This window comes from Plantactinospora sp. BB1 (genome assembly GCF_003030385.1).
In the GTDB taxonomy this organism is placed as follows: Bacteria; Actinomycetota; Actinomycetes; order Mycobacteriales; family Micromonosporaceae; genus Plantactinospora.
On the sequence record NZ_CP028159.1, the window covers coordinates 563248 to 588836 of the forward strand.

At 72.6% G+C, this 25589-nt stretch carries 25 protein-coding genes; 16 read left to right on the forward strand and 9 right to left on the reverse strand.

The window, feature by feature from the left end; genetic code table 11:
• Positions 1-87 precede the first annotated feature (87 nt).
• Entirely contained in the window at positions 88-930 is an 843-nt protein-coding gene (locus tag C6W10_RS02360; RefSeq protein ID WP_234361579.1) for an SDR family oxidoreductase, read from the reverse strand.
• An 89-nt stretch (positions 931-1019) separates the two neighbouring features.
• Between C6W10_RS02360 and C6W10_RS02365 the strand changes: the two genes are divergently transcribed.
• From C6W10_RS02365 to C6W10_RS02380, 4 genes are all read left to right on the forward strand, one after another.
• Positions 1020-1616 carry a hypothetical protein gene (locus tag C6W10_RS02365; RefSeq protein ID WP_107256139.1) on the forward strand — a complete coding sequence of 199 codons (597 nt, stop codon included), beginning with the start codon at positions 1020-1022 and terminating at the stop codon, positions 1614-1616.
• Positions 1617-1701: 85 nt separating this feature from the next.
• On the forward strand, positions 1702-3456 hold the full coding sequence (locus C6W10_RS02370; RefSeq protein WP_107256140.1) for a DEAD/DEAH box helicase: 1755 nt from the start codon (positions 1702-1704) through the stop codon (positions 3454-3456).
• Between the two features lie 190 nt (positions 3457-3646).
• Entirely contained in the window at positions 3647-4438 is a 792-nt protein-coding gene (locus tag C6W10_RS02375) for a class I SAM-dependent methyltransferase (protein ID WP_107256141.1), read from the forward strand.
• 107 nt (positions 4439-4545) lie between these two features.
• Positions 4546-5922: a glycoside hydrolase family 6 protein gene (locus tag C6W10_RS02380; protein ID WP_107256142.1), complete on the forward strand. Its 1377-nt coding sequence runs from the start codon at positions 4546-4548 to the stop codon at positions 5920-5922.
• 70 nt (positions 5923-5992) lie between these two features.
• Here the strand turns inward: C6W10_RS02380 and C6W10_RS02385 are convergent, their stop codons facing one another.
• On the reverse strand, positions 5993-6517 hold the full coding sequence (locus tag C6W10_RS02385) for an SAM-dependent methyltransferase (RefSeq protein WP_234359351.1): 525 nt from the start codon (positions 6515-6517) through the stop codon (positions 5993-5995).
• A 130-nt stretch (positions 6518-6647) separates the two neighbouring features.
• Between C6W10_RS02385 and C6W10_RS39585 the strand changes: the two genes are divergently transcribed.
• The 3 genes from C6W10_RS39585 to C6W10_RS02400 all read left to right on the forward strand — a co-directional run bounded on the left by C6W10_RS39585 (position 6648) and on the right by C6W10_RS02400 (position 9717).
• Positions 6648-7688, forward strand: a complete 1041-nt coding sequence (locus C6W10_RS39585; RefSeq protein WP_159104423.1) for a glycosyltransferase family 2 protein — start codon at positions 6648-6650, stop codon at positions 7686-7688.
• Complete coding sequence (locus C6W10_RS39590; protein WP_107256144.1) at positions 7685-8776, forward strand: lysylphosphatidylglycerol synthase domain-containing protein; 1092 nt, start codon at positions 7685-7687, stop codon at positions 8774-8776. Before C6W10_RS39585 ends, C6W10_RS39590 begins: the two co-directional genes overlap by 4 nt.
• A gap of 125 nt (positions 8777-8901) precedes the next feature.
• On the forward strand, positions 8902-9717 hold the full coding sequence (locus C6W10_RS02400; RefSeq protein WP_107256145.1) for a trans-aconitate 2-methyltransferase: 816 nt from the start codon (positions 8902-8904) through the stop codon (positions 9715-9717).
• On the opposite strand, the gene C6W10_RS02405 is transcribed toward C6W10_RS02400, so the two are convergent.
• From C6W10_RS02405 to C6W10_RS02415, 4 genes are all read right to left on the reverse strand, one after another.
• Positions 9677-10483, reverse strand: coding sequence for an AfsR/SARP family transcriptional regulator (locus tag C6W10_RS02405; protein ID WP_159079197.1), 807 nt, complete (start codon positions 10481-10483; stop codon positions 9677-9679). The two genes, C6W10_RS02400 and C6W10_RS02405, sit on opposite strands and share 41 nt — an antisense overlap.
• Before the next feature lie 92 nt (positions 10484-10575).
• Positions 10576-11292 (reverse strand): polysaccharide deacetylase family protein, encoded by a 717-nt coding sequence (locus C6W10_RS02410; RefSeq protein ID WP_234361580.1) that lies wholly within the window; start codon positions 11290-11292, stop codon positions 10576-10578.
• Complete coding sequence (locus C6W10_RS37090; RefSeq protein ID WP_159079198.1) at positions 11289-11426, reverse strand: hypothetical protein; 138 nt, start codon at positions 11424-11426, stop codon at positions 11289-11291. Before C6W10_RS37090 ends, C6W10_RS02410 begins: the two co-directional genes overlap by 4 nt.
• The gene (locus tag C6W10_RS02415) at positions 11423-12424 is read right to left on the reverse strand and encodes a glycosyltransferase family 2 protein (protein WP_107256147.1); all 1002 of its coding nucleotides are present in this window, start codon (positions 12422-12424) and stop codon (positions 11423-11425) included. The genes C6W10_RS37090 and C6W10_RS02415 overlap by 4 nt, the downstream gene beginning before the upstream one ends.
• A gap of 278 nt (positions 12425-12702) precedes the next feature.
• On the opposite strand from C6W10_RS02415, the gene C6W10_RS02420 reads away from it, so the two are divergent.
• The 6 genes from C6W10_RS02420 (at position 12703) to C6W10_RS02445 (ending at position 19333) form a co-directional block, all read left to right on the forward strand.
• Positions 12703-14016 (forward strand): aspartate aminotransferase family protein, encoded by a 1314-nt coding sequence (locus tag C6W10_RS02420; protein WP_234361862.1) that lies wholly within the window; start codon positions 12703-12705, stop codon positions 14014-14016.
• Positions 14010-15029, forward strand: coding sequence for an NAD(P)-dependent oxidoreductase (locus C6W10_RS02425; protein ID WP_107256149.1), 1020 nt, complete (start codon positions 14010-14012; stop codon positions 15027-15029). The genes C6W10_RS02420 and C6W10_RS02425 overlap by 7 nt, the downstream gene beginning before the upstream one ends.
• Before the next feature lie 38 nt (positions 15030-15067).
• Positions 15068-16036 carry a UbiA prenyltransferase family protein gene (locus tag C6W10_RS02430; RefSeq protein WP_107256150.1) on the forward strand — a complete coding sequence of 323 codons (969 nt, stop codon included), beginning with the start codon at positions 15068-15070 and terminating at the stop codon, positions 16034-16036.
• Entirely contained in the window at positions 16033-17046 is a 1014-nt protein-coding gene (locus C6W10_RS02435) for a glycosyltransferase family 2 protein (RefSeq protein WP_107256151.1), read from the forward strand. Before C6W10_RS02430 ends, C6W10_RS02435 begins: the two co-directional genes overlap by 4 nt.
• Positions 17043-18101, forward strand: a complete 1059-nt coding sequence (locus tag C6W10_RS02440; RefSeq protein WP_107256152.1) for a glycosyltransferase family 2 protein — start codon at positions 17043-17045, stop codon at positions 18099-18101. Before C6W10_RS02435 ends, C6W10_RS02440 begins: the two co-directional genes overlap by 4 nt.
• Positions 18102-18250: 149 nt before the next feature.
• Positions 18251-19333 (forward strand): endonuclease/exonuclease/phosphatase family protein, encoded by a 1083-nt coding sequence (locus tag C6W10_RS02445; protein WP_159104424.1) that lies wholly within the window; start codon positions 18251-18253, stop codon positions 19331-19333.
• A 184-nt stretch (positions 19334-19517) separates the two neighbouring features.
• Here the strand turns inward: C6W10_RS02445 and C6W10_RS02450 are convergent, their stop codons facing one another.
• The 3 genes from C6W10_RS02450 to C6W10_RS02460 all read right to left on the reverse strand — a co-directional run bounded on the left by C6W10_RS02450 (position 19518) and on the right by C6W10_RS02460 (position 22411).
• Positions 19518-20258 carry a 4-carboxy-4-hydroxy-2-oxoadipate aldolase/oxaloacetate decarboxylase gene (locus tag C6W10_RS02450; protein WP_199853260.1) on the reverse strand — a complete coding sequence of 247 codons (741 nt, stop codon included), beginning with the start codon at positions 20256-20258 and terminating at the stop codon, positions 19518-19520.
• Positions 20255-20989 carry a PIG-L deacetylase family protein gene (locus C6W10_RS02455; RefSeq protein ID WP_107256154.1) on the reverse strand — a complete coding sequence of 245 codons (735 nt, stop codon included), beginning with the start codon at positions 20987-20989 and terminating at the stop codon, positions 20255-20257. The genes C6W10_RS02450 and C6W10_RS02455 overlap by 4 nt, the downstream gene beginning before the upstream one ends.
• A 162-nt stretch (positions 20990-21151) precedes the next feature.
• Entirely contained in the window at positions 21152-22411 is a 1260-nt protein-coding gene (locus C6W10_RS02460; protein WP_107256155.1) for an LLM class flavin-dependent oxidoreductase, read from the reverse strand.
• 407 nt (positions 22412-22818) lie between these two features.
• Here C6W10_RS02460 and C6W10_RS02465 point away from each other — a divergent pair, with 407 nt between their 5' ends.
• Genes C6W10_RS02465 through C6W10_RS02475 form a run of 3 tightly spaced genes read left to right on the forward strand, consistent with a single transcriptional unit; the run spans position 22819 to position 25567 of the window.
• Positions 22819-24003 carry an aliphatic sulfonate ABC transporter substrate-binding protein gene (locus tag C6W10_RS02465; RefSeq protein ID WP_107256156.1) on the forward strand — a complete coding sequence of 395 codons (1185 nt, stop codon included), beginning with the start codon at positions 22819-22821 and terminating at the stop codon, positions 24001-24003.
• Positions 24000-24839 (forward strand): ABC transporter permease, encoded by an 840-nt coding sequence (locus tag C6W10_RS02470; RefSeq protein ID WP_234361581.1) that lies wholly within the window; start codon positions 24000-24002, stop codon positions 24837-24839. Before C6W10_RS02465 ends, C6W10_RS02470 begins: the two co-directional genes overlap by 4 nt.
• Entirely contained in the window at positions 24812-25567 is a 756-nt protein-coding gene (locus tag C6W10_RS02475) for an ABC transporter ATP-binding protein (RefSeq protein WP_107256157.1), read from the forward strand. Before C6W10_RS02470 ends, C6W10_RS02475 begins: the two co-directional genes overlap by 28 nt.
• Positions 25568-25589 lie beyond the last annotated feature (22 nt).

The window sequence follows — 25589 nt, forward strand, 5'->3', positions numbered from 1 at the left end:
GGCACGGTCCGGCAGTACCGGAAACAAACCGACAGGGATACCCGTTTGTGTGGTTTCGGCCGAGCCGGTGCCGTACGGCGGGACCGGTCAGCGGGGCCCGGTCCCGCCCCCGTCGTGGCCGTCGGTGTCGCCTTCCGCGGCGGAGCGTTCGAGGTCGCGCTGCACCCGGTTCATCCCGTGCAGCCAGCGCTCCGGATCGGTCGCCCGCCGGGTGTAGTACGTCGCCACCTCCGGATGCGGCAGCACCAGGAACCGGTCGTCGGCCAGCGCCGCCACCACCTCCTCGGCGACCCGCTCCGGGGTGACCGCCCCGGCCGCCAGCAGGGCGGCACCCGGGCCCTCGCCCTGCTCGAGCATCGGCGTGCGTACCCCCTGCGGGCAGAGCGCCTGCACGACGACGCCCCGGTGGGCGTAGCTCGCCCGCAGCCACTCGGCGAACGCGACCGCCGCGTGCTTGGTCACCGAGTAGGGCGCGGCGCCGAGCAGGGTGAGCAGACCCGCGGCCGAGGCGGTGACCAGGAGCCGGCCGCGTCCGGCCGCCAGCCAGTCGGGCAGCAGCTCCCGGGCGGCGTACACCTGGGACATGGTGTTGACCCGCCAGGCCTGCTCCCAGGTCTCGTCGGTGGCGTCCAGCCCGCCGGTGCCGAGCACTCCGGCGTTGGCGCAGAAGAGGTCGATCCGGCCGAGCCGCTCCCGGGCGTACCGGACCAGCGCGGCGACCGCCGCCGGGTCGGCCATGTCGGCGGGGAAGACCTCGCCGCCGGTCCGGGCCGCGACCGCCCGGGCCGCGTCGGCGTCGAGGTCGTTGACCAGCACCCGGGCACCCTCGGCGGCGAACCGGGTGGCCAGCGCCGCGCCGATGCCGGAACCCGCCCCGGTCACCACCACGGCCGCACCGGGCAGGGCGAACCGGACAGCGTCAGCATTCACGATGCGGACAGTAGTCCCGTCCCGCACCGCTCGGCACTCCCCCGGCCGGGACGGTCCGGCCGCACGGGGGTGCCCGCTACCGTTCCGGGATGTCCGTCGACCTCGCCGCCACGCTGGCCCGGCCCACCACCCTCGCCGCCCTGCTCGCCGGCGCCCGGCACACCCTGGCCGAACTGCTCGGCCCGGTACCCGTACCCGACCTGGACGTCGTCGCCGACCGGCGGTACGTCCAGGGGCAGCGGGTCGATCCCGGGCGGCGCCTCGACCCGGCCGAGTTGGCCGGTACCAGCATCGGAGACCCGATCCCGGCCGAGTCCGCCACCAGCCCCGGCACGGCGCACTACGAGATCGACGTCCCGGCCAGCGGCGACGTGGTGTGGCTGACGGTCATCGACCACCTGCCCGAGGCCGGCGGTGGGGTGGAGGCGGTCTTCAGCCCCTGTCGCACCTGCGTCGGCGTCGTGCTGGCCACCGCCCTGGCGCTGACCGCCGCCGGGCTGACCGGTGGCGAGTTCGTCGACGAGCAGATCCGGATGCTCCGGCCGGGGCCGACCGACCCGGGCCGGTTCGTCGCCGCGACCCGGCTGGCCCCGCCGCCGGACGACGACTTCGCCCTCGGCTGCGAGCGGTACCTGCGCCAGTTTCCGGCGCTGAACGGCTGGCCCCGGAGCCGGTCGATGCGCTGACCGGCCGGCGGCCGGCGGACGGCGCACGGCCGGGATCCGCCGGTCGCCGCAGCGCCCGGTTGGGCGTGGTGAAAAGCTGACGGGTATGAGTTCCGACAGCGCACCACCCGCTCCGCCGGTCAGCACCAGCCCGAACGACTCCGACGACGGCTCCGGCACCTTCGCCGACCTCGGGCTGCGGACCGAACTCCTGGACGCGCTCGGCACGCTCGGCTACGAGGAGCCGACCGCCATCCAGCGGGCCGCCATCCCGCCCCTGCTGGCCGGCCAGGACCTGCTCGGCCAGGCCGCCACCGGGACCGGGAAGACCGCCGCGTTCGCGCTGCCGCTGCTGCACCGGCTGCCGGAGGGGCGGCGTTCCGGTGCGCCGGTGGCGCTGATCCTGGTACCGACCCGGGAACTGGCGGTGCAGGTCTCCGAGGCGATCCACCGGTACGGCCGCGAGCTCGGCGTACGGGTGCTGCCGATCTACGGGGGTCAGCCGATCGCCCGGCAACTGCGGGCACTGGACGGCGGAGTGGACGTGGTGGTGGCCACCCCGGGACGGGCGCTGGACCACATCGCCCGGGACACCCTCCGACTCGACGGACTCGCGACCGTCGTGCTGGACGAGGCGGACGAGATGCTCGACATGGGGTTCGCCGAGGACATCGAGGCGATCCTGCAACACGTACCGGAGCAGCGGCAGACGGTGCTCTTCTCCGCCACCATGCCGGCCCGGATCGACGGGATGGCCCGGCAGTACCTGCGGGACCCGGCCCGGATCGAGATCGGCCGGCAGCCGGCACCCACCGGCACCGCCCCGCTGGTCCGGCAGACCGCGTACGTGGTCGCCCGGGCACACAAGCCGGCCGCGCTCGGCCGGGTACTCGACGTCGAGGCGCCGACCGCGGCGATCGTCTTCTGCCGCAGCCGGGAGGAGGTCGACCGGCTCACCGAGACGATGAACGGTCGCGGCTACCGGGCCGAGGCGCTGCACGGCGGGATGACCCAGGAGCAGCGGGACCGGGTGATGGGCCGGCTCCGGGCCGGTACCGCCGACCTGCTGGTGGCGACCGACGTGGCCGCCCGGGGGCTGGACATCGAGCAGCTCACCCACGTGGTCAACTACGACGTGCCGTCGGCCCCGGAGTCCTACGTGCACCGGATTGGCCGGGTCGGCCGGGCCGGCCGGCAGGGGGTGGCGATCACCCTGGCCGAGCCGCGCGAGCACCGGATGCTCAAGACCATCGAGCGGACCACCGGGCAGCGGATCTCGATCGACAAGATTCCGACCGTGGCCGACCTGCGGACCCGGCGGCTGGAGATGACCCGGGCGGCGCTGCACGAGAGCCTGCTGGAGGACGACCTCGACCCGTTCCGGGTGATCGTGGAGACCCTCACCGACGAGTTCGACGTGATGGAGGTGGCGCTGGCGGCGGTCAAGCTGGCGCACGAGTCGGCCGGGGGCGGCCCGGTCGACGAGGAGGAGGACATCCCGCAGGTGGCGTTCCGGTCCGACCGGGACGGCCGGGCCCGCCGCGACGGTGGCCGGGACGGCGGCCGGGACGACAGGCGCGCCGCCCGGCCCCGCTCCGGCGACATGGCCTGCCTCTTCATCGGGGTCGGCCGGCGGGCCGGGATCCGCCCGCAGGATTTGGTCGGGGCGATCACCGGCGAGACGGCGGTCAGCGGCCGGGAGATCGGCTCGATCGAGATCGCCGACCGGTTCTCGCTGGTCGAGGTGCCGAGGTCGGCGGCGAACGAGGTGATCACCCGGCTCCGGCAGAGCACCATCAAGGGGCGCAAGGCGACGGTACGCCGGGATCGCGAAGTCGGCCGCGACCAGCGCGACGGCTGAGTCGCCGCCCCGCCGCGACCGCCGACGGGGCCGGGTCGCCGGCCGTGGCGACCGGCGGCAGGGCCAGGTCGCCGCCCGTGGCGACAGGCGACGGGGCCGGGTCGACGCTGTCAGTGGGTCGGCGCCGGTGCCGGAGGGACGGGGTAGCGGACCCGGCGGACCCGACGGACCGTCATCGGAGGAGGGGTAGGTGGACGGGGCGGACCCGGATCGCTGGTCGGCGGTCGCCGCGGGCTGGACCGAACTGTGGGGTGGCTTCGCCGAGCCGGTCTGGCGGGTCGTCGCGGCGGCCGGCGGGATCGGGCCGGGTTCCCGGGTGCTCGACGTCGGCTGTGGCGGTGGCGACCTGCTCGGCTATCTCGACCGGCTCGGCGCGACGACCGCCGGGATCGACCCGGCGCCCGGGATGCTGGAGTTGGCCAGGTCCCGGCTGCCCACCGCCGACCTGCGGATCGGCGAGGCCGAGCGGCTGCCCTGGCCGGATCGGACGTTCGACCTGGTGACCTCGGTCAACGCCGTGCAGTTCGCCGACGACACCCTGGACGCGCTGGCCGAGTTCGTCCGGGTCACCCGCCCCGGTGGCCTGGTCGCGATCGCGAACTGGGCGGAGGGGCGGCACAACGACCTGGACACGGTCGAGCGGGCGGTCGCGTACGCCGCCGGCGAGGAGCCGCTGCCCGACGGCGAGCTGCGGAAGCCCGGTGGTCTCGAACGTCTGCTCGCCGACGGTGGGCTCGACCTGGTGGCGGCGGGGCTGGTCGAGGTGCCATGGTACGTGCCCGACGACGACGCGCTGGTGCGTGGCGTACTGCTGGGCGAGGATCCGGAGACGATCGCCGCCACCGCGCCGACGGTACGGGACGCGGCCCGCCCGTTCCGGCAGCCGGACGGCGGCTACCGCCTCGACAACGCGTTCCGGTACGCCGTCGGCCGTACTCCCGGTCCCCGACCGTGCTCCGTACACCTCGCCCGGGCTGGTTGACCGGACGACCGCGACGCCCCGCCGACCAGGCGTACCGGAGTACTATCGATTCACAATCATCAATTCGATGTCGTCGGACGACCCGATCTCGCGGGGTGAGCGAACCCATGACACTGCCGCTGCCCGTACCCGCGTCGGCCCGACCCCGTCGGGCCCTGACCGTGCTGGCCATGCTGGCGCTGCTGCTGGCCGGATCGCCCGCCTCCCCCGCCCGGGCCGCCGACCTCGACCGGGCCGCCGACGTCGACCGAGCCCCGGTGGACAACCCCTACCTCGGCGCGACGGCGTACGTGAACCCGGAGTGGTCCGCCCGGGCCCGCGCCGAACCCGGCGGGGCGGCCGTCGCCGACCAGCCGACCGGGGTCTGGCTGGACCGGATCGCCGCCATCGGCGGCACGCCGGGACGGATGGGGCTGCGCGCCCACCTGACCTCGGCGCTGGCGCAGGGCGCCGACCTGGTGCAGCTGATCCTCTACAACCTGCCCGGCCGGGACTGCAACCGCCGGGTCGGCTACGGCGAGCTGGCCATCGACGAACTCGACCGGTACCGGACCGAGTTCGTCGACCCGATCGTCGCGATCCTCGCCGATCCGAGCTACGCGGGGCTGCGGATCGTCACCGTCGTGGAGCCGAACTCGCTGCCGAACCTGGTCACCCACACCTCGCCGCGCCCCGCCGCGACCGCCGGCTGCGACCGTGCCAAGGCCGGCGGCGTGCACCTCGCCGGCATCGGCTACGCGCTCGCCCGGCTGGCCACCGTGCCGAACGTCTACGCCTACCTCGACGCCAGCCACCACGGCCAACTCGGCTGGTCGGACGACGGGGCCGCGACGGCGGCACTGCTACACCAGGCGGCCACCACCGCCGGCAGCACCCCGGCGGCCGTGCACGGCTTCACCGTCAACGTCGCCAACTATTCGGTACTGCGCGAGCCCTACCTCGACGTCGACGACGTGGTGCACGGCCAGCCGGTCCGGGAGACGCCCTGGATCGCCGGCAACGCGTACGTCGACGAGCTGCCGTACGCCCGGCAACTGCGCCAGCACCTGGTCGCCGTCGGCTTCTCCACCCGGATCGGCATGCTGGTCGACACCTCCCGCAACGGCTGGGGCGGACCGGCCCGGCCCACCGGCCCGGGACCGTCTACCAGCGCCGAGGAGTACGTCGAGGCGGGCCGGACCGACCGGCGCGGCTATCTCGGCAACTGGTGCAACCAGGTCGGCGCCGGACTCGGCGAGCGGCCGGTCGCGGCTCCGGAGGCCGGCATCGACGCGTACGCCTGGATCAAGCCGCCCGGCGAGTCCGACGGGGCCAGCGACGTGCTCGGGGCGAACCGGCCGTACGAGCCGATGTGCGACCCGACGTACCGCCCGCACCTCTTCCCGACGGTGACCAGTGGGGCGATGCAGAACGCCCCGCAGGTCGGCGAGTGGTTCCCGCCGCACTTCCGGCAACTGCTGGCCAACGCCTGGCCGCCGCTCTGATTGACCACTCTGGACGGCGCTCTGACTGCGACCGTGCTCCGGCCGGGCAAGCCGGAGCAGCGGCCCGCCCTCAGTAGTAGTTCCGCATCAGCTCCTCCGCCCAGCCCGGCTGGGTCACCGGGGTGCGCGGGGCGAACTCCCGCAGGTACGGCTTGACGTCCAGCACCGGCGTACCGTCGAGGGCGTCCAGGTCGGCCACGTGCAGGTCCCGGCCGTCGACCCGGAGCAGCCGGCAGCGCGAGACGGCGAGCCGGTTCGGCCGGTTCGGACCCCGCGAGGCGAAGATGCCGACCACCGGGAAACGGTTGTCGCCGCGCGGATGCCGGGCCGCCGGGCTCACCCGGTCGGCGTCGACCCGGTCGAAGAGGAACACCACCTCGAGGTGGGAGAAGTCGGCCAGCCCGAGGGCCGCGTCGGCGGGCAGGTGTTCGGCGATCCGGATCACGGACCGCACGTCCCGCCACTCGTCCTCGAACGCCTCGGCCCGGCCGCCGATCACCCGGCCGACCGGCTCCACCTGATAGCTCATCTCCACCTCGAAGTAGTAGTAGTTCGGGCTGTCATCGTAGGGACCGCGCCGCCGCCTCCGTCGCACTGGGTAATCCAGACCGGCTCCAGAAATTGGGGTACGCCGGTTGCTACCGTTTACCGGCCCGCCGGGAAAAAGGGGGTGACCAGGCACATTGTCTTCACTCGACCACACCGTCGACCCGCAATTCGCGCGGGTGTCGGTCATCGTCCCGAACTACAACAAGGAAAAGACCCTCCGGGCCTGTCTCGCCGCGGTCTACGCGCAGACCCGCGCGCCGGCCGAGGTGATCGTCGTCGACGACGCGAGTACCGACCGGTCGCGGCAGATCGCGGCCGAGTTCCCCTGCACCGTACTGGCGTTCCCGGCCAACCGGGGCGTCTCGGCGGCGAGGAACGCCGGTGCCGCCCGAGCCGGCGGTGACCTGCTGTTCTTCGTCGACTCGGACATCGCGCTGGCGCCCGACGCGCTGGCCGGGGCGGTGGCGGAACTGAGGGCCCATCCGGGCTGCGGCGTGGTGCAGGGGATCTACGACCTGACGCCGCTCTTCCCGGACGGGCCGGTCGAGTCCTACAAGACGCTCTTCGAACACTTCTGGCGGCGCCGGGACGTCGGGGTCACCGCGATCACCATGTTCGCGCTCACCGCCGTTCCCCGGGCGGTCTTCGAGCTGGTGGGCGGCTTCGACGAACGGCTGCGGGACGCCGAGGACGTCGAGTTCGGCACCCGCCTGCCGGCGTCGTACGAGATCCGCACCAGCGACCGGGTGGTGGGCCGGCACGACGACGTGGACCGGCTGGGGCCGTACCTGTCGGAGCACTTTCGCCGAGCCCGCACGTACGCCGGAGCGGTCGTCGCGGCGCGCTGGGCACCCGGGCCGGCGAAGTCCGATGTGGATCAGGCTGAGCGGCGGGCGCCGCACCGGATCGACCTCGGCTCGGTCGTCGGACTCTTCGGCAGCGCCCTCGCGGTGGCCGGGTTGCCGCTGGCCGCCTGGTCACCGTGGCTGCTGCCGGTGCCGCTGGCCGGGCTGGTCGCCTTCCTCGGCGCGGACCGGGCGCTGCTCGGGTTCGCACTGCGGCAGCGCGGGCCGGGCTTCCTGCTCTTCGCCACCGGGATGCGGTTCCTGACCCACCTGACCGAGTTCACCGGGCTGGCGCTCGGGCTGGGCCGGGCCCTGCTCCGGCGTCCCCGGCCCGGCCGGGTCGCCCCGCTGGCCCCGGAGTCGACCCGGTGACCCGCCCACCCGGCCCGACCCCCGCGACCCGCACCACCGGCCAGACCGGCTCGGTCGACCGGGCTGGCCGGGGTCGGCTGGGCGCGGCGGTCGAGGCGGTGCGGCGCGCGATCGGGCGACGGCCCGGCTGGTGGCGGCGGGTCAACCAACTGCTGGTCGTGGTCTTCGTGCTGGCCCTGACGGCCGGGCTGGTGCTGTTCCTGCGGGACCAGGACTGGACACCGGTCCGGGCGCTGGCGCAGCGGCTCGACCCGGTCCAGGTCGGACTGGTACTCGGCGGCGCGCTGCTGGTCAACTCGGTCGGGCTGCTGCTCGGGTACCACTCCTGGCAGGTGCTCTTCGTCGACCTCGGTGCGGCGGTGGACCGGTGGACCGCCGCCCGGCTGTTCTTCGTCGGGTTCCTCGCCAAGTTCGTCCCGGGCCGGTTCGTCGCGCTGCCGGTACTGCTCCGGATGGGTAAGGAGATCAACGTCGGAGCGGTACGACTCGCGGGGGTCTTCGGACTCAGCTGGGTGGTGGTGGCGCTGACCGGGATGACCGTCGGCCTCGCGGCCGGGCCGGCGGTACTGGACCGGGCGACCGGCTGGATGCTGCTCGCCGTACTGCCGCTGGTGGCGCTCTTCGTCCGCCCGGACCTGCTCAACCGGGGGCTCGCCGGGACGGCGCGACTGCTGCGCCGGCCACCGCCGCAGGTGAGCGCGTCCCGGGCCGGCGTCCGGCGGGCGATCACCACGCAGTCGCTCTCCTGGGTGGTCTCCGGGCACCACCTCTGGCTGCTGGCGGTGACGGCCGGCGCCCCGCCGCTGCGGTCCTACCTGGTCTGTGTGGCCGGTTTCGCCGCCGCCACCGTGGCCGGGTTGCTGGTGATGGTCGTCCCGGACGGGCTGGGCGTCCGGGAGGCGGTGCTGATGGTGGGGCTGTCGACGGTGATGCCGGTGTCGGTGGCCGCCCCGGTGGTGCTGACCAGCCGGCTGGTCTGCGCACTCAGCGAGGTCGCGGTCGGCGCGGGCGGGCTGCTGCTCGCCCAGTACGTCCACCGGCGCCGGCTCGGCCCTCGCGGTGGTGCCGACCCCGCACTGACCGGCTGACCCGGATCCCGTTCCCGCCGGTCGTCCAGCCAGCCAGTTGGAAAGCGTCGTCGTTCCCGGAAACCGCCGGGATCCCGTCCAGGTCGAGAAATGATCGCGTCCACGTCGAGAATGTCGGTGACACCATGTCGAATGCGTTGGTCCGTGCGGTGGCACGGCTGATCCGAGTCCCGGTACGGGTACTCGTCCGAGCCAATCCCAGGATCAACAGGGCGTGGTGGAACGTCCAGTACGCCCTGGGGTTCTGGCGCTATCTCGACGACATGTCCGACGGGGACATGCCGCTGTCGCTGATCGAGAGCTGGGCGCCCCGACCGGCGATTCTGGACCTGGGTTGCGGCACCAGTGCCAACCTGCCGCTGACGCCGGGTCGATACCGGCAGTACCACGGTGTCGACCTCAGTTCCCGGGCGATCGAGGCGGCCCGGGCGTTGGACCGGCCGGACACCACGTTCGAGGTGGCCGACATCCGCACCTTCGACACGACGCACCGGTACGACGCGATCCTGCTCCGTGAGGTCGTCTACTACCTGACCGAGACCGAGGCCGCCGAACTGCTGCGGCGGCTGCCCGCGATGCTGACGCCCCGGGGCCGGATCGTCGTGCAGATCTACGACGAGGCCCCGGCCGAGGAGTTCGCCCGGATCGTCCGGGCCTGCGGCCTCTCGGTCGCCGAGGAGGTCCCCGCGCGCCTCGGGGACGGTCCTGCCGGTGCCTTCTTCGTGCTGACCGGTCAGGAGGGGATGGAGCGGGCCGATGGCCCCGGGCGCGGCGGATCCGCCGGGTTGGATTCCGCCGAGCCGGCCATCGAGCCGGGTCACGCCGGGCCGGGCAACACCGGGCCGGGTCGCGCCCCCTCGGGCGACTTCCGGTCGGGTGACGCCGAGCCGGTCGCCCGGATCAGACCGGGACCCGCCGCTCCCACCACGGCCGCACGGTGACGGGTTCGCTGCGCAGCAGCCGCCGGTGCAGGTCCTGGAGCCGGTGTCCCGGCTCCACCCCGAGCCGGTCGGCCAGGGTGATCCGGGCGTCCTCGAAGGCGGTCAGCGCCTCGGCCCGCCGCGACGTCTGGCCGAGGACCACCAGCAGCAGTTCCCAGAGCCGCTCCCGCATCGGCTGCTCGGCGAGCATGCAGCGCAGCTCGGAGACGAGGTTCTCCACGTCGCCGAGGAGCAGCCGTACCCCGGTGGCCTCCTCCACCGCGTCCTGCCGCAGCTCGGTGAGGCGGATCCGTTCCGCCTCGGCCAGCGGCCCCGTCGCCTCCTGGAGCGCCAGGCCGGACCAGCGGGACAGCGCCTGCTGGAAACAGTCGAGCGCCCGGGACAGCTCGCCCTGGGCCCGGGCCGCCCGGGCCACCCTGACGTCGTGCTCGAACCGGGTGACGTCGACGGCGACCGCCGGGACGTCGAGGGTGTATCCCGGGCGGGTGGACCGGAGTACCCGGGCCAGTGCCGGCGGCCGGCCCGGATGCTCCAGCACCCGGCGCAGCCGGCCGATGTAGGTGTGCACCATGTTCTCCACCGAATCGGGCCGGCGCCCGTTCCAGATCGCGTCGACGATCTGCGGCACCGACATCACCATCCCGCAGCGCAGTGCCAGCACGGCGAGCACCTCCCGCTGCCGGGGAGTGCCCAGGTAGAGGTTGGTACCGCCCCGCTCGGCCCGGATCGGGCCGAGCAGCAGGATCTTCAGGTCGTCTTCCGACATCTTCACTTCCCCCTAGAGAGGCATCGCTGCTTCCCCCCGCACGGCCGGGCCACGCTGCCCGGCGTCGTCGTACGCGAAACGGCACGTCGTCACTACCGGTCGGCACCGGGTACGACGAACCGCAGTCCCCGGTCGAGCAACCGGGGAAGTACGGTTTCCAGGGCCGCCACGGTCTGCGACCGGTCGCCGCCGCCGTCGTGGCAGAGCAGGACGTGCCCGGGCCGGCACCGGGACAGCCGCCGGACGATCCGGTCCACCCCCGGGCTGCGCCAGTCGCTCGGGTTGACCGTCCAGTCCACCGGCACCAGGCCGAGGTCGGCGGTGGTCCGCAGTACCGTCGACGACCAGTTGCCGCCCGGTGCGCGGAACAGCCGGGGCGTGGTCCCGGCGGCGTCCTCGATCTGTCGCTGCGCCGCCACGATCTCGCTACGCAGCCGCGGCGCGGGCAGCGCGGCGAACGGCTGCGGATGCGTCATCGAGTGGTTGCCGACCAGGTGTCCGGCGTCGCGGATCCGGCGGGCCAGCCCGGGGTGTTCGGCGACCCGGGCGCCGATCAGGAAGAAGGTGGCCCGGATCCGGTGCCGGTCGAGCAGGTCCAGGATCCGGGGCGTCCACTCGGGATGCGGCCCGTCGTCGACGGTGAGTGCCACGCTCTGCCCGGCCACCCCGAAGACCGGCCGGTGTCCGTCGCCGAGCATCGGCCGGCGGCACCGGAACTGCTGTGCCCGGAGCGCGAACAACAGGTAGTGCAACGCCTGGGCCGACAGGTACGGCCAGGAGATTCGCCCGGTGCCCGGCTGCCCGGTCATCGCCGGCCCGCCTCGTCCGGGCCGGGGTTCCGCCGGAGGCTCGCCGCGTCCGGGTTCAGCCGCTCCACCCGGGCCGGGACCTCGTCGACGCCGATCTCCGGCAGGCGCCCCCGGCCACCGATCGGCCCGCTCATCGCGGCGATTTCGCGGCGGGCACCCGGGCCGGGCCGAAGTCCCGGTCCACCAGGTGCCGCAGCCCTCCGACGACGGCACCGGCCACGATGGTCACCTGGACGAGCAGGTGCACGGCGTAGAAGAAGGCGGCGAAGCCGGGGCCGCGCCGACGCAGTACGAAGCGCAGCAGTCCCGGGTCGGCGGCGACGAAGAGCGCCAGCAGGACGAGTGGGACCGCGAGCAGCACCGGGGCGTACAGGCCGAGCGGCAGGGTCAGCGGCACCAGCGCGGCGCTGAGCAGTCCGGCCGGGGTGTTGGCCCGGATCCCGGCCGGTCCGCGCTCGGCCCGGGCGACCGGGACGAGGAGCTGGGAGCGGCCGAACTGCTTGCGCAGCAGCCGACCCAGGTGGCTGTCGTCGTCGTGTCGGCAGACCACCGTGTCGGTCAGCACGATGCCGTAGCGGTCGCCCATCCGGTCGCCGATCTCGACGTCCTCGGAGGCGCGCAGCCGCTCGTCGAATCCGCCGACGTCGGCGAAGACCGCCCGGCGGATCAGGCAGACCGCGAAGAGGGTGGTGCGGACCCGGCCGACGTGGCGCAGCCGCCAGTAGTGGCCGTGCAGCAGCCGGTACGCCTCGACCGGGCCGTCGTCGTGCAGCGGCCGGAGCGCGTAGATGCCGTGTACGCAGGCGACGTCCGGCTCGGCGGTGAGGATCGCCAGCGCGTTGGCCAGGGCGTCGGGCTCGGGGGCGCAGTCGGAGTCGACGAAGAAGAGCAGCTCGCCGACGCTGGCCCGGATGCCCCGGTTGCGGGCGGCCGCCGGCCCCGCGTTGCGGTCGGTGACCAGCAGCCGGCACGGGAACTCGGCGGCGATCTCCCGGGTGTCGTCGGTGCTGGCGTCGTCGACGACGATGACCTCGGTGACCGGGTGCCGTTGCGCGTAGACGGCCGCCAGGCAGGCGCGGAGAGTCTTCGAGCCGTTGTGTACGGGGATGATGACCGACACCGTCGGCGACATGTTCACCCACCTCAGCGGGATTGCGGGACAACCGTCAGGGACATTGACATTACGAGATCTACTCCGTCGCGACCAAGCTATCCAGTCGGTTGTCGACTGGCAAGCGTTGCCTTACGTAGTCAAGGTTGCGTCCAGCACCGATCCAGAGAAGATCCCGTACCAATCGATAGCGTCACGACATGCCCAATCTGGTCAGCCTGTCCGATTGCGATCGACTCACCGTTCGCGAGGTGCACGACCTCTATCGTCGTTACGTCAACGCGAGCCAGGTCAGCCTGATGACCTCGTTCGGGTTCGGCCGGGAATTGGTCGACCACGCCGAAGGCGCACACCTGGTACTCCGCGACGGCCGCCGCGTCCTCGACCTCACCGGAGGCGTGGGCGTACTCAACCACGGTCACAACCATCCGCGCATCCTGGCCGCCCGGCAACGGTTCGCGGCTCAGCGGCGGATGGAGGTGCACAAGACGTACTTCTCGCCGTACCTGGCGGCGCTCGGGCACAACCTGGCCCAACTCCTCCCCGGTGACCTGCGGATGTCCTTCCTGCCCAACTCGGGTGCGGAGGCGGTCGAGGGGGCGGTGAAGCTGGCGTACAAGTACCACGGCGGCCGGCGCGGGACGATCCTGCGGGCCGACTGCGGGTTCCACGGAAAGCTGCTGGGTTCGGGCGGGCTCACCGGTCAACCCTCGTTCAGCTTTCCCACCATTCCCGGCATAGTTCCATTTACGTATGGGAATCTGGACTCCGTCCGGGAGGCGGTCGAGGCACATCCGGACGATGTCTACGCTCTCATCGTCGAGCCGTTCAGCGCCTCCACCGTGACTTGGTGCGACGAAGACTTCCTGCGCGGCATTCGGCAGCTCTGCGACCGGCACGACATCGTGCTCATCTTCGACGAGATCTACACCGGTTGGGGTAAGACCGGCAGTCTCTTCTACTTCATGCGGTATCCGGAGCTGGTCCCGGACGTCCTTACCACATCCAAGTCATTCGGCGGTGGAAAGTCATCGATTTCTGCATTCGTGGCGCGGGAAAGGGTGTTCCGGAAGGCGTACGACAACCTCACCGACGCGCTACTGCAGAGCACCAGCACCACCTACTACGGGATGGGCGAGGAGTGCGTCACCGCGCTGGAGGCGATCAACATCGTGGTGGAGGACGACTACCCGGCCCGGGCCCGCGAGCTGGAACGGGTACTCGAACCGGCGCTGAAGCGGCTGGCCAAGGAGTTCCCGGACGCGGTGGGCCGGGTGGCCGGGGCGGGCGCGCTCTGGGGCGTACAGATCGACGGCGGCCCGAAGATCCTCGACCTGGTGGCCCGGCTCGCCCCGGCCGGGATGGCCCGGGACCCGAGGTTCAAGGCGAAGCTGGTCACCTGCGCGGTGATCCAGGCGCTCTACCGGGACCACGACATCTTCACCTACTACACCCTCAACGGCCGCAACCCGCTGATCCTCGGCCCGTCCCTGGTCACCGACCCGGCCGACGTGCAGCGGGCCTGCGACGCGCTCGGCGAGGTGCTGGAGCAGGGCCTGGCCAAGCTGGTCACCCGGTTCGTCGCGCAGAAGGTGGGGTCTGCGCTGTGGTGATCACCGTGACCGGGGCGGCCGGCATGCTCGGCTCCCGGCTCGTCGAGCGGCTGACCGCCGACGGGCACCGGGTGTGCGGGGTGGACCTGCGGCCGGATCCCGGCGTCACCGTGGTCGGCGACATCCGGGATCCGGCGGTGATGGCGCGGGCCACCGACGGCGCGACGGCGGTGCTGCACTGCGCGGCGGCGCTGCCCAGCTATCCGGCCGCCGAGATCCGCTCGATCATCGTGGACGGCACCGGGAACGTGCTGCGGGCCGCCCGCAGAGCCGGGGTGGAGCGGGTGCTGCACGTCTCGTCGACCGCCGTCTACGGGCTGCCCCGCCAGGTGCCGACCCCGGAGGAGCACCCCCGGGAGCCGGTCGACACGTACAGCGCGGCGAAGGTGGCCGCCGAGGAGATCGCCGAACGGTACCGGGCCGACGGGCTCCCGGTCGCGATCCTGCGGCCGAAGACGTTTCTCGGGCCGGGCCGGATGGGACTCTTCGCGATGCTCTTCGAGTGGGCCGAGGAGGGCCGGAACTTTCCGGTACTCGGCCGCGGCGACGTGCGGATCCAGATGTTCGCCGTCGACGACCTGGTCGACGCGGTGCTGACCGTGCTGGCCGCACCCGACGAGGTGGCCAGCGACACCTACAACCTGGCCGCGGAACGGTTCCGTACCCTGCGCGAGGACTTCCAGGCGGTGCTGGACGCGGCCGGGCACGGCAGGCGGGTCGTCGGGATACCCGCCCGGCCCGCGCTGTTCGCCCTGGAGTTGCTGGAGCGCAGCCGGCTCTCCCCCGTCTACGGGCGGCTGCTGCACAAGCTCCGGTACGACTCCTACGTGAGCATCGACAAGGCCGTCGAGCGACTGGGCTTCGCCCCGAAACTGTCCAACGAGGACGCGATCCTGCGCACCTACGAGTGGTGGCGCGCGGAACGCCACCTGACGCGTCCGTCCCGGGGCGGCCGGACCAGCCGAGACCCGTGGCGGCAGGGCGTGCTCTCCCTCGCGAAGATCTTCTTCTGATCGGAGTCGAAGGTGTCTTTCTCTGAGCGGAGCCGAGGGTGACCGCCGTCGAGACGGTCGTCGAGACCGCCGTACCGGCCGCAGCGGGACGCGGCATCCCGGCCCCCCGGCTCGCCCGGCACCTGCTGGCACTGACCCGACCCGGTCACGCGGTCAAGAACCTGCTGGCCGTACCGCTGGCGCTGCTCGACACCCCACTGTGGACCGGCGCGGCGCTGCTGCGTACCGGCTGGGCGGTGCTGGTCTTCACGGTGGCCGCCTCGACGATCTACGTCGTCAACGACATCGTCGACCGCCGGCTGGACCGTACCCACCCGGTCAAGCGCAACCGTCCGGTCGCCGCCGGCCTGGTGCCGGTACCCCTGGCCTGGCTGCTCGCGGTCGGGCTGGCCGGGACGCTGCTCGGCCTGGTCCTGGTCGGCCCCGACCTGCCGTGGTGGCCGCTGGTCGGCTACCTCTGCCTCAGCGTCGCCTACAGCCGGTGGCTCAAGCACCTGCCGATGCTGGACATCTGCGTCGTCGCCGCCGGCTTCGTGCTGCGGGTCCTCCAGGGGTACGCCGCCAGCGGGGCGGCGCCGTCCGGGCTGCTGCTCACCGCCGTCTTCGCCGGCTGCCTGGTGCTGATCCTCGGCAAGCGCCGACACGAACTGGCCGCCGCCGGCTCGGCGCACCGACCGGCGCTGGCCGGCTACAACGTGCTGCTCGCCGACCACCTGCTCGGGCTGAACACCGCGCTGGCCAGCACCACCTTCCTGCTCTACCTGAACACCGACGCGCCGCTCGGGCCGTGGCGCCCGGTCACCCTCGCCGTGGTGGTGCCGCTCGGCCTGCTCGCCGCGTTCCGCTATCTCCAGGCCGTACTGGTCCGGCAGTCCGGCGGCGACCCGATCCGGGCCCTGCTGCGGGACCGGATGATCGTGGCCAGCGCCGTCCTGATCGGCACCACGCTGACCCTGGCGGAACTCGGTGCCCGCTATCCCGACCTGTTGAACTGGATGGATCTATGAACACACCGCTGGTCTCGGTCATCGTGCCGAACTACAACTACGCCACGGCACTCGGGCTCTGCCTCGGGGCGTTGCGGGCGCAGAGCTATCCGAACCTGGAACTGATCGTGGTCGACGACTGTAGTACCGACGACTCGGTCGCGGTCGCCGAGTCCTACGGGGCGCGCGTGCTGCGTACCCCGAGCAACTCCGGACCGGCGGCGGCCCGCAACCTCGGCGCGGCGAACGCGCACGGCGAGATCCTCTTCTTCGTCGACTCGGACGTGGCCGCGAAGCCGGACGCGGTCGCCAACGCGGTCGAGCTGCTCACCGCCGATCCGCAGATCGGGGCGATCTGCGGCAACTACGATCCGGTACCGCTGGTCCGGGACAGCCTGCTGGAGGAATACCGCTGCCTCCAGCAGTCCTACTGGCTGATCGCCGACGAGGGACGGATCATGACCCTCTACACCGCGCTGCTGGCGATCCCGGCCCGGGTCTTCGCCGAGATCGGGCCGTTCAACCCGCGACTGCGGGAGACCGAGAACGCCGACTACGGGATGCGGCTCGCCCAGCGGTACCAGATTTGGCTCTCCCCCAAGGTGCGCGGCGTGCACGACCACGACGCCGACCTGGGCGTCCTGGTCCGCAAGGTCTTCACCCGCACCGCCCTGCACATCCCGATGTACGCCCGCAAGCCGGAGTTCCCCGGCGGGCTGAGCAGCGGACCGCGCGCCTGGGTCAGCGTGGCCGCCCTGCTCACCGTGCTGACGTGCGCGCTGCCCGTGCTGTTCGGCGCGGCGTTCCTGGCGGTGCCGCTCGCCGCGCTCGCCGCCTGCCTCGCCGGCGACCTGCCGATGTACCGGTTCGTCCGCCGGGAACGCGGCCTGCTCTTCCTCGGCTACTTCGTCGCGATGCACTTCCTCCTGAACCTGGTGATCGCGGTCGCCGCGATCTCCGGCGTCGCCGCCTGGCTCGTCTCGGGGCGGTTCCGTGGGCTCTACGACCGGCCGGAGGTGGCCACCCGATGACGGTGAACGGTGCACGGCCGGGCGACGGCCCGCTGGTCTCGGTGATCGTGCCGAACTACAACTACGCCGAGTCGCTGGACCTGTGCCTGCGGTCGATTCTGGACCAGACCTATCCGAACATCGAGATCCTGATGGTCGACGACTGCTCGACGGACCAGTCGGTGGCGGTCGCCGAGGCGCTCGGCGTACGGGTGGTGAGCACCGGGCGCAACGGCGGCTGCGGGCGGGCCCGCAACATCGGCGCCGCACACACCAGCGGCGAGCTGATCTGCTACGTCGACTCCGACCTGGTGCTGGCCCCGGAGGCGGTGGCGAACGCGGTACGACTGATCCTCGGCGACCTGCGGATCGGCGCGGTCTGCGGAATCGAGGACCCCGAGCCGCTGCTGCACGACACGGCGGTGGCCCGGTACCGTGGCCTGCAATATCACTACTGGTCGATCAGTTCGGAAGGTGACGTGTCGTTCCTCTTCCCGGCCGTCTGCGTGCTGCGCCGGCCCGTCTTCGAGGAGATCGGCCCGTTCAACCCGGGTCTGCGGCACACCGAGGAGGTCGACTACGGCTATCGGCTGAGCCGACGGTACCGGCTGGTCCTCACCTCGCTGGTCCGGGGCCGGCACGACCACGACCACGAACTGCGCGGGCTGCTGCGCAAACTCTTCCACCGGGGACGGCTGCGGATCCCGCTCTACGCCCGGGCCCGCCGGTTCGGGCAGGGCTTCGAGACGGCCGCCCGGGCCTGGGGCAGCCTGGCCGCGTTCGGCGTACTGCCGGCGCTGGCGGTCCCGCTGCTGCTCGGCCCGTGGGGGCTGATCGTCCCCGCCGGGCTGTTGGCCGCCTCGCTCGCCTGCGACGCCGGCATGTACGGCTTCGTCCGCCGCCGGCACGGCGTACCCTTCCTGGTCTTCTTCGCCGGACTGCACTTCCTGGTCAACGTCACCATCACCGCCGGGGTCGCCACCGGCGCGGTGCAGTGGCTCGCCTCCGGTACGTTCCGCCGGCTCTACGACGCCTCGTTCCCGGTCGACCCGAGCCCGCTGCGGGGCCCCGCGTGACGGTCGCCGTCCCCGGCAGTGACGGGCTGCTGCCCGGAGGGCCGGCCACCGGCACTCCGGGCAGCCTTGACCCAGCGGGTTCCGGCTTTACCTTGCCCCCTGAGGTGGAGCTGTCGGCAGGGGCAGGGCCGGCGGCGGGGACGGAGCCGGTGTCTAGTGTGGTCGGGCGGGGGCGGCGCGGCTGGCGGTGGTGGCTCTACAGTGCGCTCGTCGCCACCGGGGCGCTCTGGCTGGCCTTCACCGTGGCACACCTGGTGTTCAGCGGACGGTGGTGGCTGTGGCTCGCGGTCGACGCGGTGCCGCCGCCGGCCTTCCTCGGCGTACCGCTGCTGCTGGCCGTGGCGGCCGCGCCGTGTCGCCGCTCGCGCCGACCGGTGGCACTGCTGGCCGCCGCCGCGCTGCTGCTCGGCGGGCCGCTGTCCGGGTTCAACCTGCGCGGGCTCGCCGGCGGTGACGGTCCTCCCCCACCGGACGCGATCCGGGTCTTCAGCTGGAACACCGGGTACTGGGACGAGGGCGGCCAGACCGACGGCCTGTACGCACTGCTCCAGGCCGCCGACGCCGACGTCTACCTGCTCCAGGAATACTGGTACGAGCACTCCTCAGGACCGGGTCAGGCGGAACTGGCGCGGCTGCGTACCGAGTTTCCGGGCTTTCACGTCGCGGTCGTCGGCGAGTTGGTGACCCTGTCCCGCCATCCGATCCTGCGTCGGCTGCCGCTGGACGCCCCGGACATGCCACCGCCGCTGTGGGGCACGACGGAGCAGTGGCGGTACAAGGTGCTGCGTACCGATCTTGACCTCGGGGCGGGGCGGGTACTGTCGGTCTACAACCTGCACATGCCGGTGCAGTTGGTGCCGGACCACAGTCCGCTGGGTGGCGAGTTCTACCGGGTGATCCGGCAGCAGCATGCGCAGCGCGAGCCGCAGTGGCGGGCGCTGGCCCGGGACGTGGCCGCCAATCCGCAGCCGACGCTGGTCGTCGGCGACCTCAACACCAGTCCGGCAATGGGCGACCTGGCCAAGCTCCCCGACCGGCTCCGGGATGCCGGCTACGCGTCCTCGGCCCGCTATCCGGCAACCTGGTCGGACTCGCCCGGCTGGCCCCGCCTGTGGCGACTGGACTGGGCCTTCGTCTCGGCGGCGGTCCGGGTGCACTCCTACCACTTCGGCGGGTCGACCAACGGCGTCTCCGACCATCGCCCGCAGCAACTGGTGCTCTCACTGCGATGACCTGCCCACCCCGGTCGGACCGCCGACCGGAGTCGGATCGCTGCCCGGAGTCGGATCGCTGCCCGGAGTCGGATCGTTGGCCGGGATCGGATCGTTGGTGGGGGCCGGTGGTCGGTGGTCGGGCGCACCCCGCCGGGCGGCCTCGGTGGCCGAGTCGAATCCGTCGTTCGGCGGTGCTGAGGTCCTACCGCGTGTCGGGTTCGGTCGGGTCGGCGGCCGGCGTCTGCCCGTCGTCCCGGCCGGTGGCGTCGACGTACCGGACACCGAGCCGGTCCAGCAGCGGTCGGAGACCGTACATGTCCAGTCCGAGCACGCCGTCCGCGAGTTGCCGGCGCTTCTCCTCCTCCCTGGCCTCGCGCTCGGCCCCGGCCGCGGCGACCTGCCGGGCCCGTTCGCGTGGCACCACCACGACTCCGTCGTCGTCGGCGACGATCACGTCGGCCGGACGCACGTAGGCGCCGCCGAGCACGATCGGCACGTTCACCGAGCCCGGGCTCGCCTTCACGGTGCCCTGCGCGGAGACCGCGCGGGACCAGACCGGAAAGCCGAGTTCGGTCAGCGCGGCCACGTCCCGGCAGCCCGCGTCGATGACCAGACCGAGGACACCACGGGCCCGCAGCGAGGTGGCCAGCAGTTCGCCGAAGGCGCCGTCCGTGCTGGGCGAGGTGAAGGCGACCACGAGTACGTCACCGGGCCGGGTCTGCTCGACGGCCGCGTGGATCATCAGGTTGTCGCCCGGCTGGGCGGAGACGGTGACCGCCCGACCGGCGATCCGGGCACCCGGGTAGATCGGTCTGAGCAGGTGCCCGAGCAGCCCGGTCCGGCCCTGCGCCTCGTGCACCGTCGACACCCCCTGCCGGGCGAGTTGCGCGACGGCGTCGGGCGGTGGAGCGGCGTCGGTCCGGACGATGACGTGATCCGTCACAGCAGCTCGCCTCCGACCACCGGGAACACCCGCTGGTACGCCTCCGCGTGCGTGATCGACCGGTCGCCGCCGTTGCGGACCGCCTGCACCCCGCGCCGTACGCCGAGATCCGTGTAGTACCCGACCAGGTGCCCCTGGGCTCCCATGATCCGCATGGCCTCGACCTTGCGGCCGAAGACGGCGCTGACGTCCAGCAGCAGGTTCGGCACGAAGCCGCACTGCTCGGGCTGGTGCGGCTCGAACTGCAACACGTTCGGGGCGCCGATCGGTCGGGTGTCCCGGTCGTGTCCGGCCGCCTGGGCCACCATCCGGGCCCGGAGCACGATCTCGTGGGTCAGCGCGTGGTCGAGGTTGTAGGGATCCTTGGCCGGATGGGTGAGGATCACCGCCGGGTCGACCCGGCGGATCGTCGCGACGACTCTGTCGTAGAGGTCGTCGGTGGCGCGCAGCGGGTAGTCCCCCGCGTCGAGGAACTCGATGTCGGCGCCGAGCACCTTCGCCGCCCGGCCCGCCTCGTCTCGTCTGGCCTCCTTGACCCGGTCGAGGGTCATGCCGGGCTGTTTCCACAGTCCCTGCGACTCACCCTTCTCGCCGAAGGTGAGGCAGAGCACGTGCACCTGCTGGCCCCGGGAGGCGCCGAGGGCGATGGCGCCACCGGCGCGCCAGACGAAGTCGGCGGCATGTGCGCTCACCACGAGGATCGGACCGCGCCCGATCGGAGACGCTGTCATCGACAATCCTTCCCGAGCGGTTCCGTGGATACGTCGTAGGTCCGGGGTGGAGCCGCCACGCTTGCCGAGGCAGACCGATCATAGGGGCGGCCACACCGATTACCAATAACATTGTCAACAATCCGGGCCGGTCGGCCATCGATCCGGCGGGCTACCGGCCGCTCACCGACCGGCACCACTCGGGAGACCGGCGCCGTCGCGGATCGTGGTCCCGTCCGGGGTGGTCCCGTCCGGGGTGGTGGCGGTTCCGTTCGGCGTGGTGGCGGTTCCGTTCGGCGTGGTGGCGGCGAAGGGCACCTCGGCAACCGTTGCCGAGGCTTCGCCGGCCGGGTGCTGCCACAGCCCGCGCCGGTGCAGGATCGGCAGTACACCCTCGCCTACCCAGTACGCCTCCTCCAGGTGCGGATGTCCGGAGAGGATGAACTCGGTGATGCCGAGGGCGTGGTACTCGGCGATCCGGTCGGCCACCTCGCTGTGGCTGCCGACCAGCGCCGTACCCGCACCTCCGCGTACCAGCCCGACCCCGGCCCAGAGGTTCGGCGACACCTCCAGCCGATCCCGGGAACCGCCGTGCAGCGCGAGCATCCGGTGTTGCCCCTCGGACTCGCTGCGCCGCAGTCCGGCCTGGACGGCCGCGACGTCGGAGTCGGCGATGCCGTCGAGCAGCCGCTGCGCCTGTGCCCACGCCGCCTCGGCGGTGTCCCGGGCGATGACGTGCAACCGGATCCCGAACCTGAGTTCCCGACCGGTCTCGGCCGCCAGCCGCCGCATCCAGGCCAGTTTCTCCGCCACCTGTGCGGGCGGCTCGCCCCAGGTCAGGTACACGTCGCTGTGCCGCGCCGCCACCGGGCCGGCCGCCGTCGAGGAGCCGCCGAAGTAGATCGGCGGGGCGGGGTCGGGCAGCCGGTTCAACCGAGCCTGTTCGACCCGCAGGTGCTCTCCGGCGTGGCTGACCGCCTCGCCGCGCCACAGCGCCCGTACGACGTGTAGGAACTCGTCGGTACGCGCGTACCGGGCGTCCTTGTCGAGGAAGTCTCCATAGCCGCGCTGCTCCTGCGACTCCCCGCCGGTGACCACGTTGAGCAGCAGCCGCCCGCGGGAGAGTCGCTGGAAGGTCGAGGCCATCTGCGCGGCCAGGGTCGGCGAGGTCAGTCCGGGCCGGAACGCCACCAGGAACTTCAGCCGCTCGGTGACCTCGGTCAGCATCGCGGTGGCCAGCCAGGCGTCCTCGCACCAGGCGCCGGTGGGAGTGAGGGCACCGACGAAGCCGAGTTGCTCGGCGGTCCGGGCGATCTGCCCGAGGTACGCCACGGTGGCCGGCCGGGCGCCTCCGGCGGTGCCCGCCGGCAGTCCGTGCCCGCCGCCGACGATGTCCCGGCTGTCGCCGTAGGTCGGCAGGAACCAGTGGAAGGTGAGGGTCATGGTGTCTCTCCGGTGGGCTACGCCCGGATCGCGGGCGGGACAGGTGGGGCATCGGGCCGACAGCGGCGTCGCGGACGGGCCGCTGCCGCCGTTCCGATCTCTGGCTCCGACACTCTATCCATAAATCCTATCGGTTTAGTAGGCTAAGCCGGCGGCCGGTCGCAGCGCGGTGCGCCTCGCCGCATCCGGGGCGCCCCCGGTGCCGGTCCGGGCGCCCCGGCTCGGCACCGACGCCGCCGCACCACGCCGCCGCCCGCACCACGCCGCCGCCCGCACCACGCCGCCCGCACCACGCCGCCCGCCCCGACGGTTCGTTGTCGACGTTGCCGACGGTTCGTTGCCGACCCGTGCGGTGCCGACGGTTCGTTGCCGCCGGCACCGGATCACACCTCTCCAGGAGCATCCCGATGGTTCACCGCACCCCCAGCCCTCCCCACCGTCGCCAGTCCGCCGACGGTCCGCACCGGCCCGCCGGCCGTGGCCGGTCCGAGGGTCCCGACCGGCCCGAGGGTCCCGGCCGGCCCGAGAGTCTCCACCGGTCCGACAGTCTCGACCGGCCGGATCGGACCGCTCGCCGACCGGACGGGAGCCGTCGCCGGTCCGAGGACGGCGGCCGTGGCCGGCCCACCCCGAGCCGCTCCGCCCGGCGACCGCGTACCCTCCTCGCCGGCCTGCTCGCCCTGGTGCTGGCGGCCACCGGGGCGGTTGCCGGATGCGGCGACGACAGCGCCGGAGCGGAGACCGGCGAGCTGCTCGTCGGCTACCAGCGGTTCGGCGGCCTCAGCCTGGTCAAGGCCCGCGGCGAGGCTCCGGGGGTGAAATGGTCGCTGTTCGAGAGCGGACCGGCGCTGACCGAGGCACTCAAGGCGGGCGCGATCGACATCGGCCAGGTCGGCGAGGCACCACCGGTCTTCGCGGCAGCCGGAAAAATCAAGTTCCGGATCATCGGTACGTCGGAACCGGTGCCGCAGGGCGAGGCGGTACTTGTGAAGGAGGCCAAGGGCTACCGCAGCTTCGCCGACCTCCGGGGGAAGACGGTCGCGCTGAACAAGGGGTCGAACGTCAACTGGCTGCTGGTCAAGCTGTTGGAAGCGCACCACATGACGCTGGCCGACATCAACGTCAAGTACCTCAAGCCGGCCGAGGCGCGTCCGGCCTTCGACAACGACCAGGTCGACGCCTGGATCATCTGGGACCCGTACTTCGCGCTGGCCGAGCAGCCCGGAGTGAAGATTCTGGCCGACGCCACCGGGCTGGCCAGCAACCGCGAGTACATCCTCGTCTCGCCGGAGGCCCTGGAGCGCAAGCCCGACCAGATCCGGACGTTCCTGGAGACGTACCGCAGCGTCACCGACTGGGGAATCGCCAACCCGGAGCAGCGGACGAAGATCCTGGCACCCGAGCTGAAGATCGACGAGCCGACCACCGCCCGTGCCCTGGCCCGCAGCGCAAAACCGCTCGCCCCGGTGACCCCCGAGATCGGCGCCGAACTCCAGGCGATCGCGGACGGCTTCACCGAACTGGAACTGATCCCGGAACGGGTCGACATCGCGTCCCTTGTGGACGCTCGATTCGACGGAGTGTTCCGGTGACGGACACCCTGGTCGAGAAACCCACTCGTGCACCGGCCGCCCCGGTGGCCGTCCGGCGGCCCGAGCGCCGGCACCGACCGGCGCGACGCTGGCGGCGCGTCGTCACCCCGGTCGGGCTGCTGCTGATCTGGCAGGTGGCGTCCCAGACCGGTCTGCTGCCGCCGGAGAAGCTCTCCGCACCGAGCGCCGTGGCCCAGACCGGCTGGCGGCTCGCCCGGGACGGCACGCTCGGGGTGCACCTGCTCGACTCGCTCACCCGAGCCGGCATCGGGCTGGCCATCGGCGGCACCCTGGCGCTGGTGCTGGGCGCCACGGCGGGTCTGCTCCGGCTCGGCGACGACCTCGTCGACCCGCCGGTGCAGATGGCCCGGATGCTGCCGCACCTCGGGCTGGTGCCGTTGCTGATCATCTGGGTCGGCATCGGCGAGTCGCTGAAGATCACGCTGGTGGCGCTCGGCGCGTTCTTCCCGATCTACTTCAACACGTACGCCGGGATCAGGGACATCGACGAACGCCTGGTCGAGGCGGCCCGGAGCTGTGGACTCAACCAACTGGCCCGGATCCGGCACGTCGTACTCCCGGGTGCCCTGCCGTCGCTCTTCCTCGGCCTGCGGCTGGCCCTCGGCGCCGCCTGGCTGAGTCTGGTGGTCGGTGAGCAGGTGAACGCGCAGACCGGGATCGGCTTCCTGATGATGGAGGCCCGCGAGTTCAGCCAGACCGACGTGGTCCTGCTCGGCCTGCTCGTCTACGCGCTGCTCGGCCTCCTCTCCGACCTGGCACTGCGGGTGGCCGAGAGGAGGACCCTGACATGGCGACGCGGACTCCAGGCGGTCTGAGCACCGCCACCCGGGCGGTCGTGACCGCGCACGGGGTGCGCCGTGCCTTCGGCGCGACGGTCGTACTCGACGGCGTGGACCTCGCCGTCGCACCGGGCGAGATAGTGGCGCTGCTCGGTGGCAGCGGCTCCGGCAAGAGCACCCTGTTGCGGATCCTGGCCGGGCTCGACCCCGAGGCGACCGGTGAGATCACCCGGGCCGGCAGCCAGGCGGTGGTCTTCCAGGAGCACCGGTTGCTGCCGTGGAAACGGGTGGCCGACAACGTCTCGCTCGGCGTCGCGGGTCCCGGGGTACGGGAGCGGGTCGCCGTCGCGCTCGCCGAGGTCGGGCTCGCCGAGCGGGGCCGGGCGTGGCCGGCCGAACTCTCCGGCGGTCAGGCCCAGCGGGTCGCCTTCGCGCGGGCGCTCGTACGCGAGCCCGCGCTGATGCTGCTGGACGAGCCGTTCGGCGCGCTGGACGCGCTGACCCGGCTGAAGATGCAGACCCTCTTCGGGCGGCTGCACGCCGAGCACGGCTTCGCCGCGCTGCTGGTCACGCACGACGTGGACGAGGCACTGCTGCTCGCCGACCGCACCCTCGTACTCGACGACGGGCGCATCGTGCAGAACGCACCGGTACCGCTGGATCGACCCCGCGCTCCCGACCAGCCCGGCTTCGGGCCGCTGCGCCGGCACCTCCTCGACCAGCTCGGCGTACGCCCGGCGCGGGACGGCGATGCCGGCACCTGACCGGGCGCGACCAGGGCGCCCG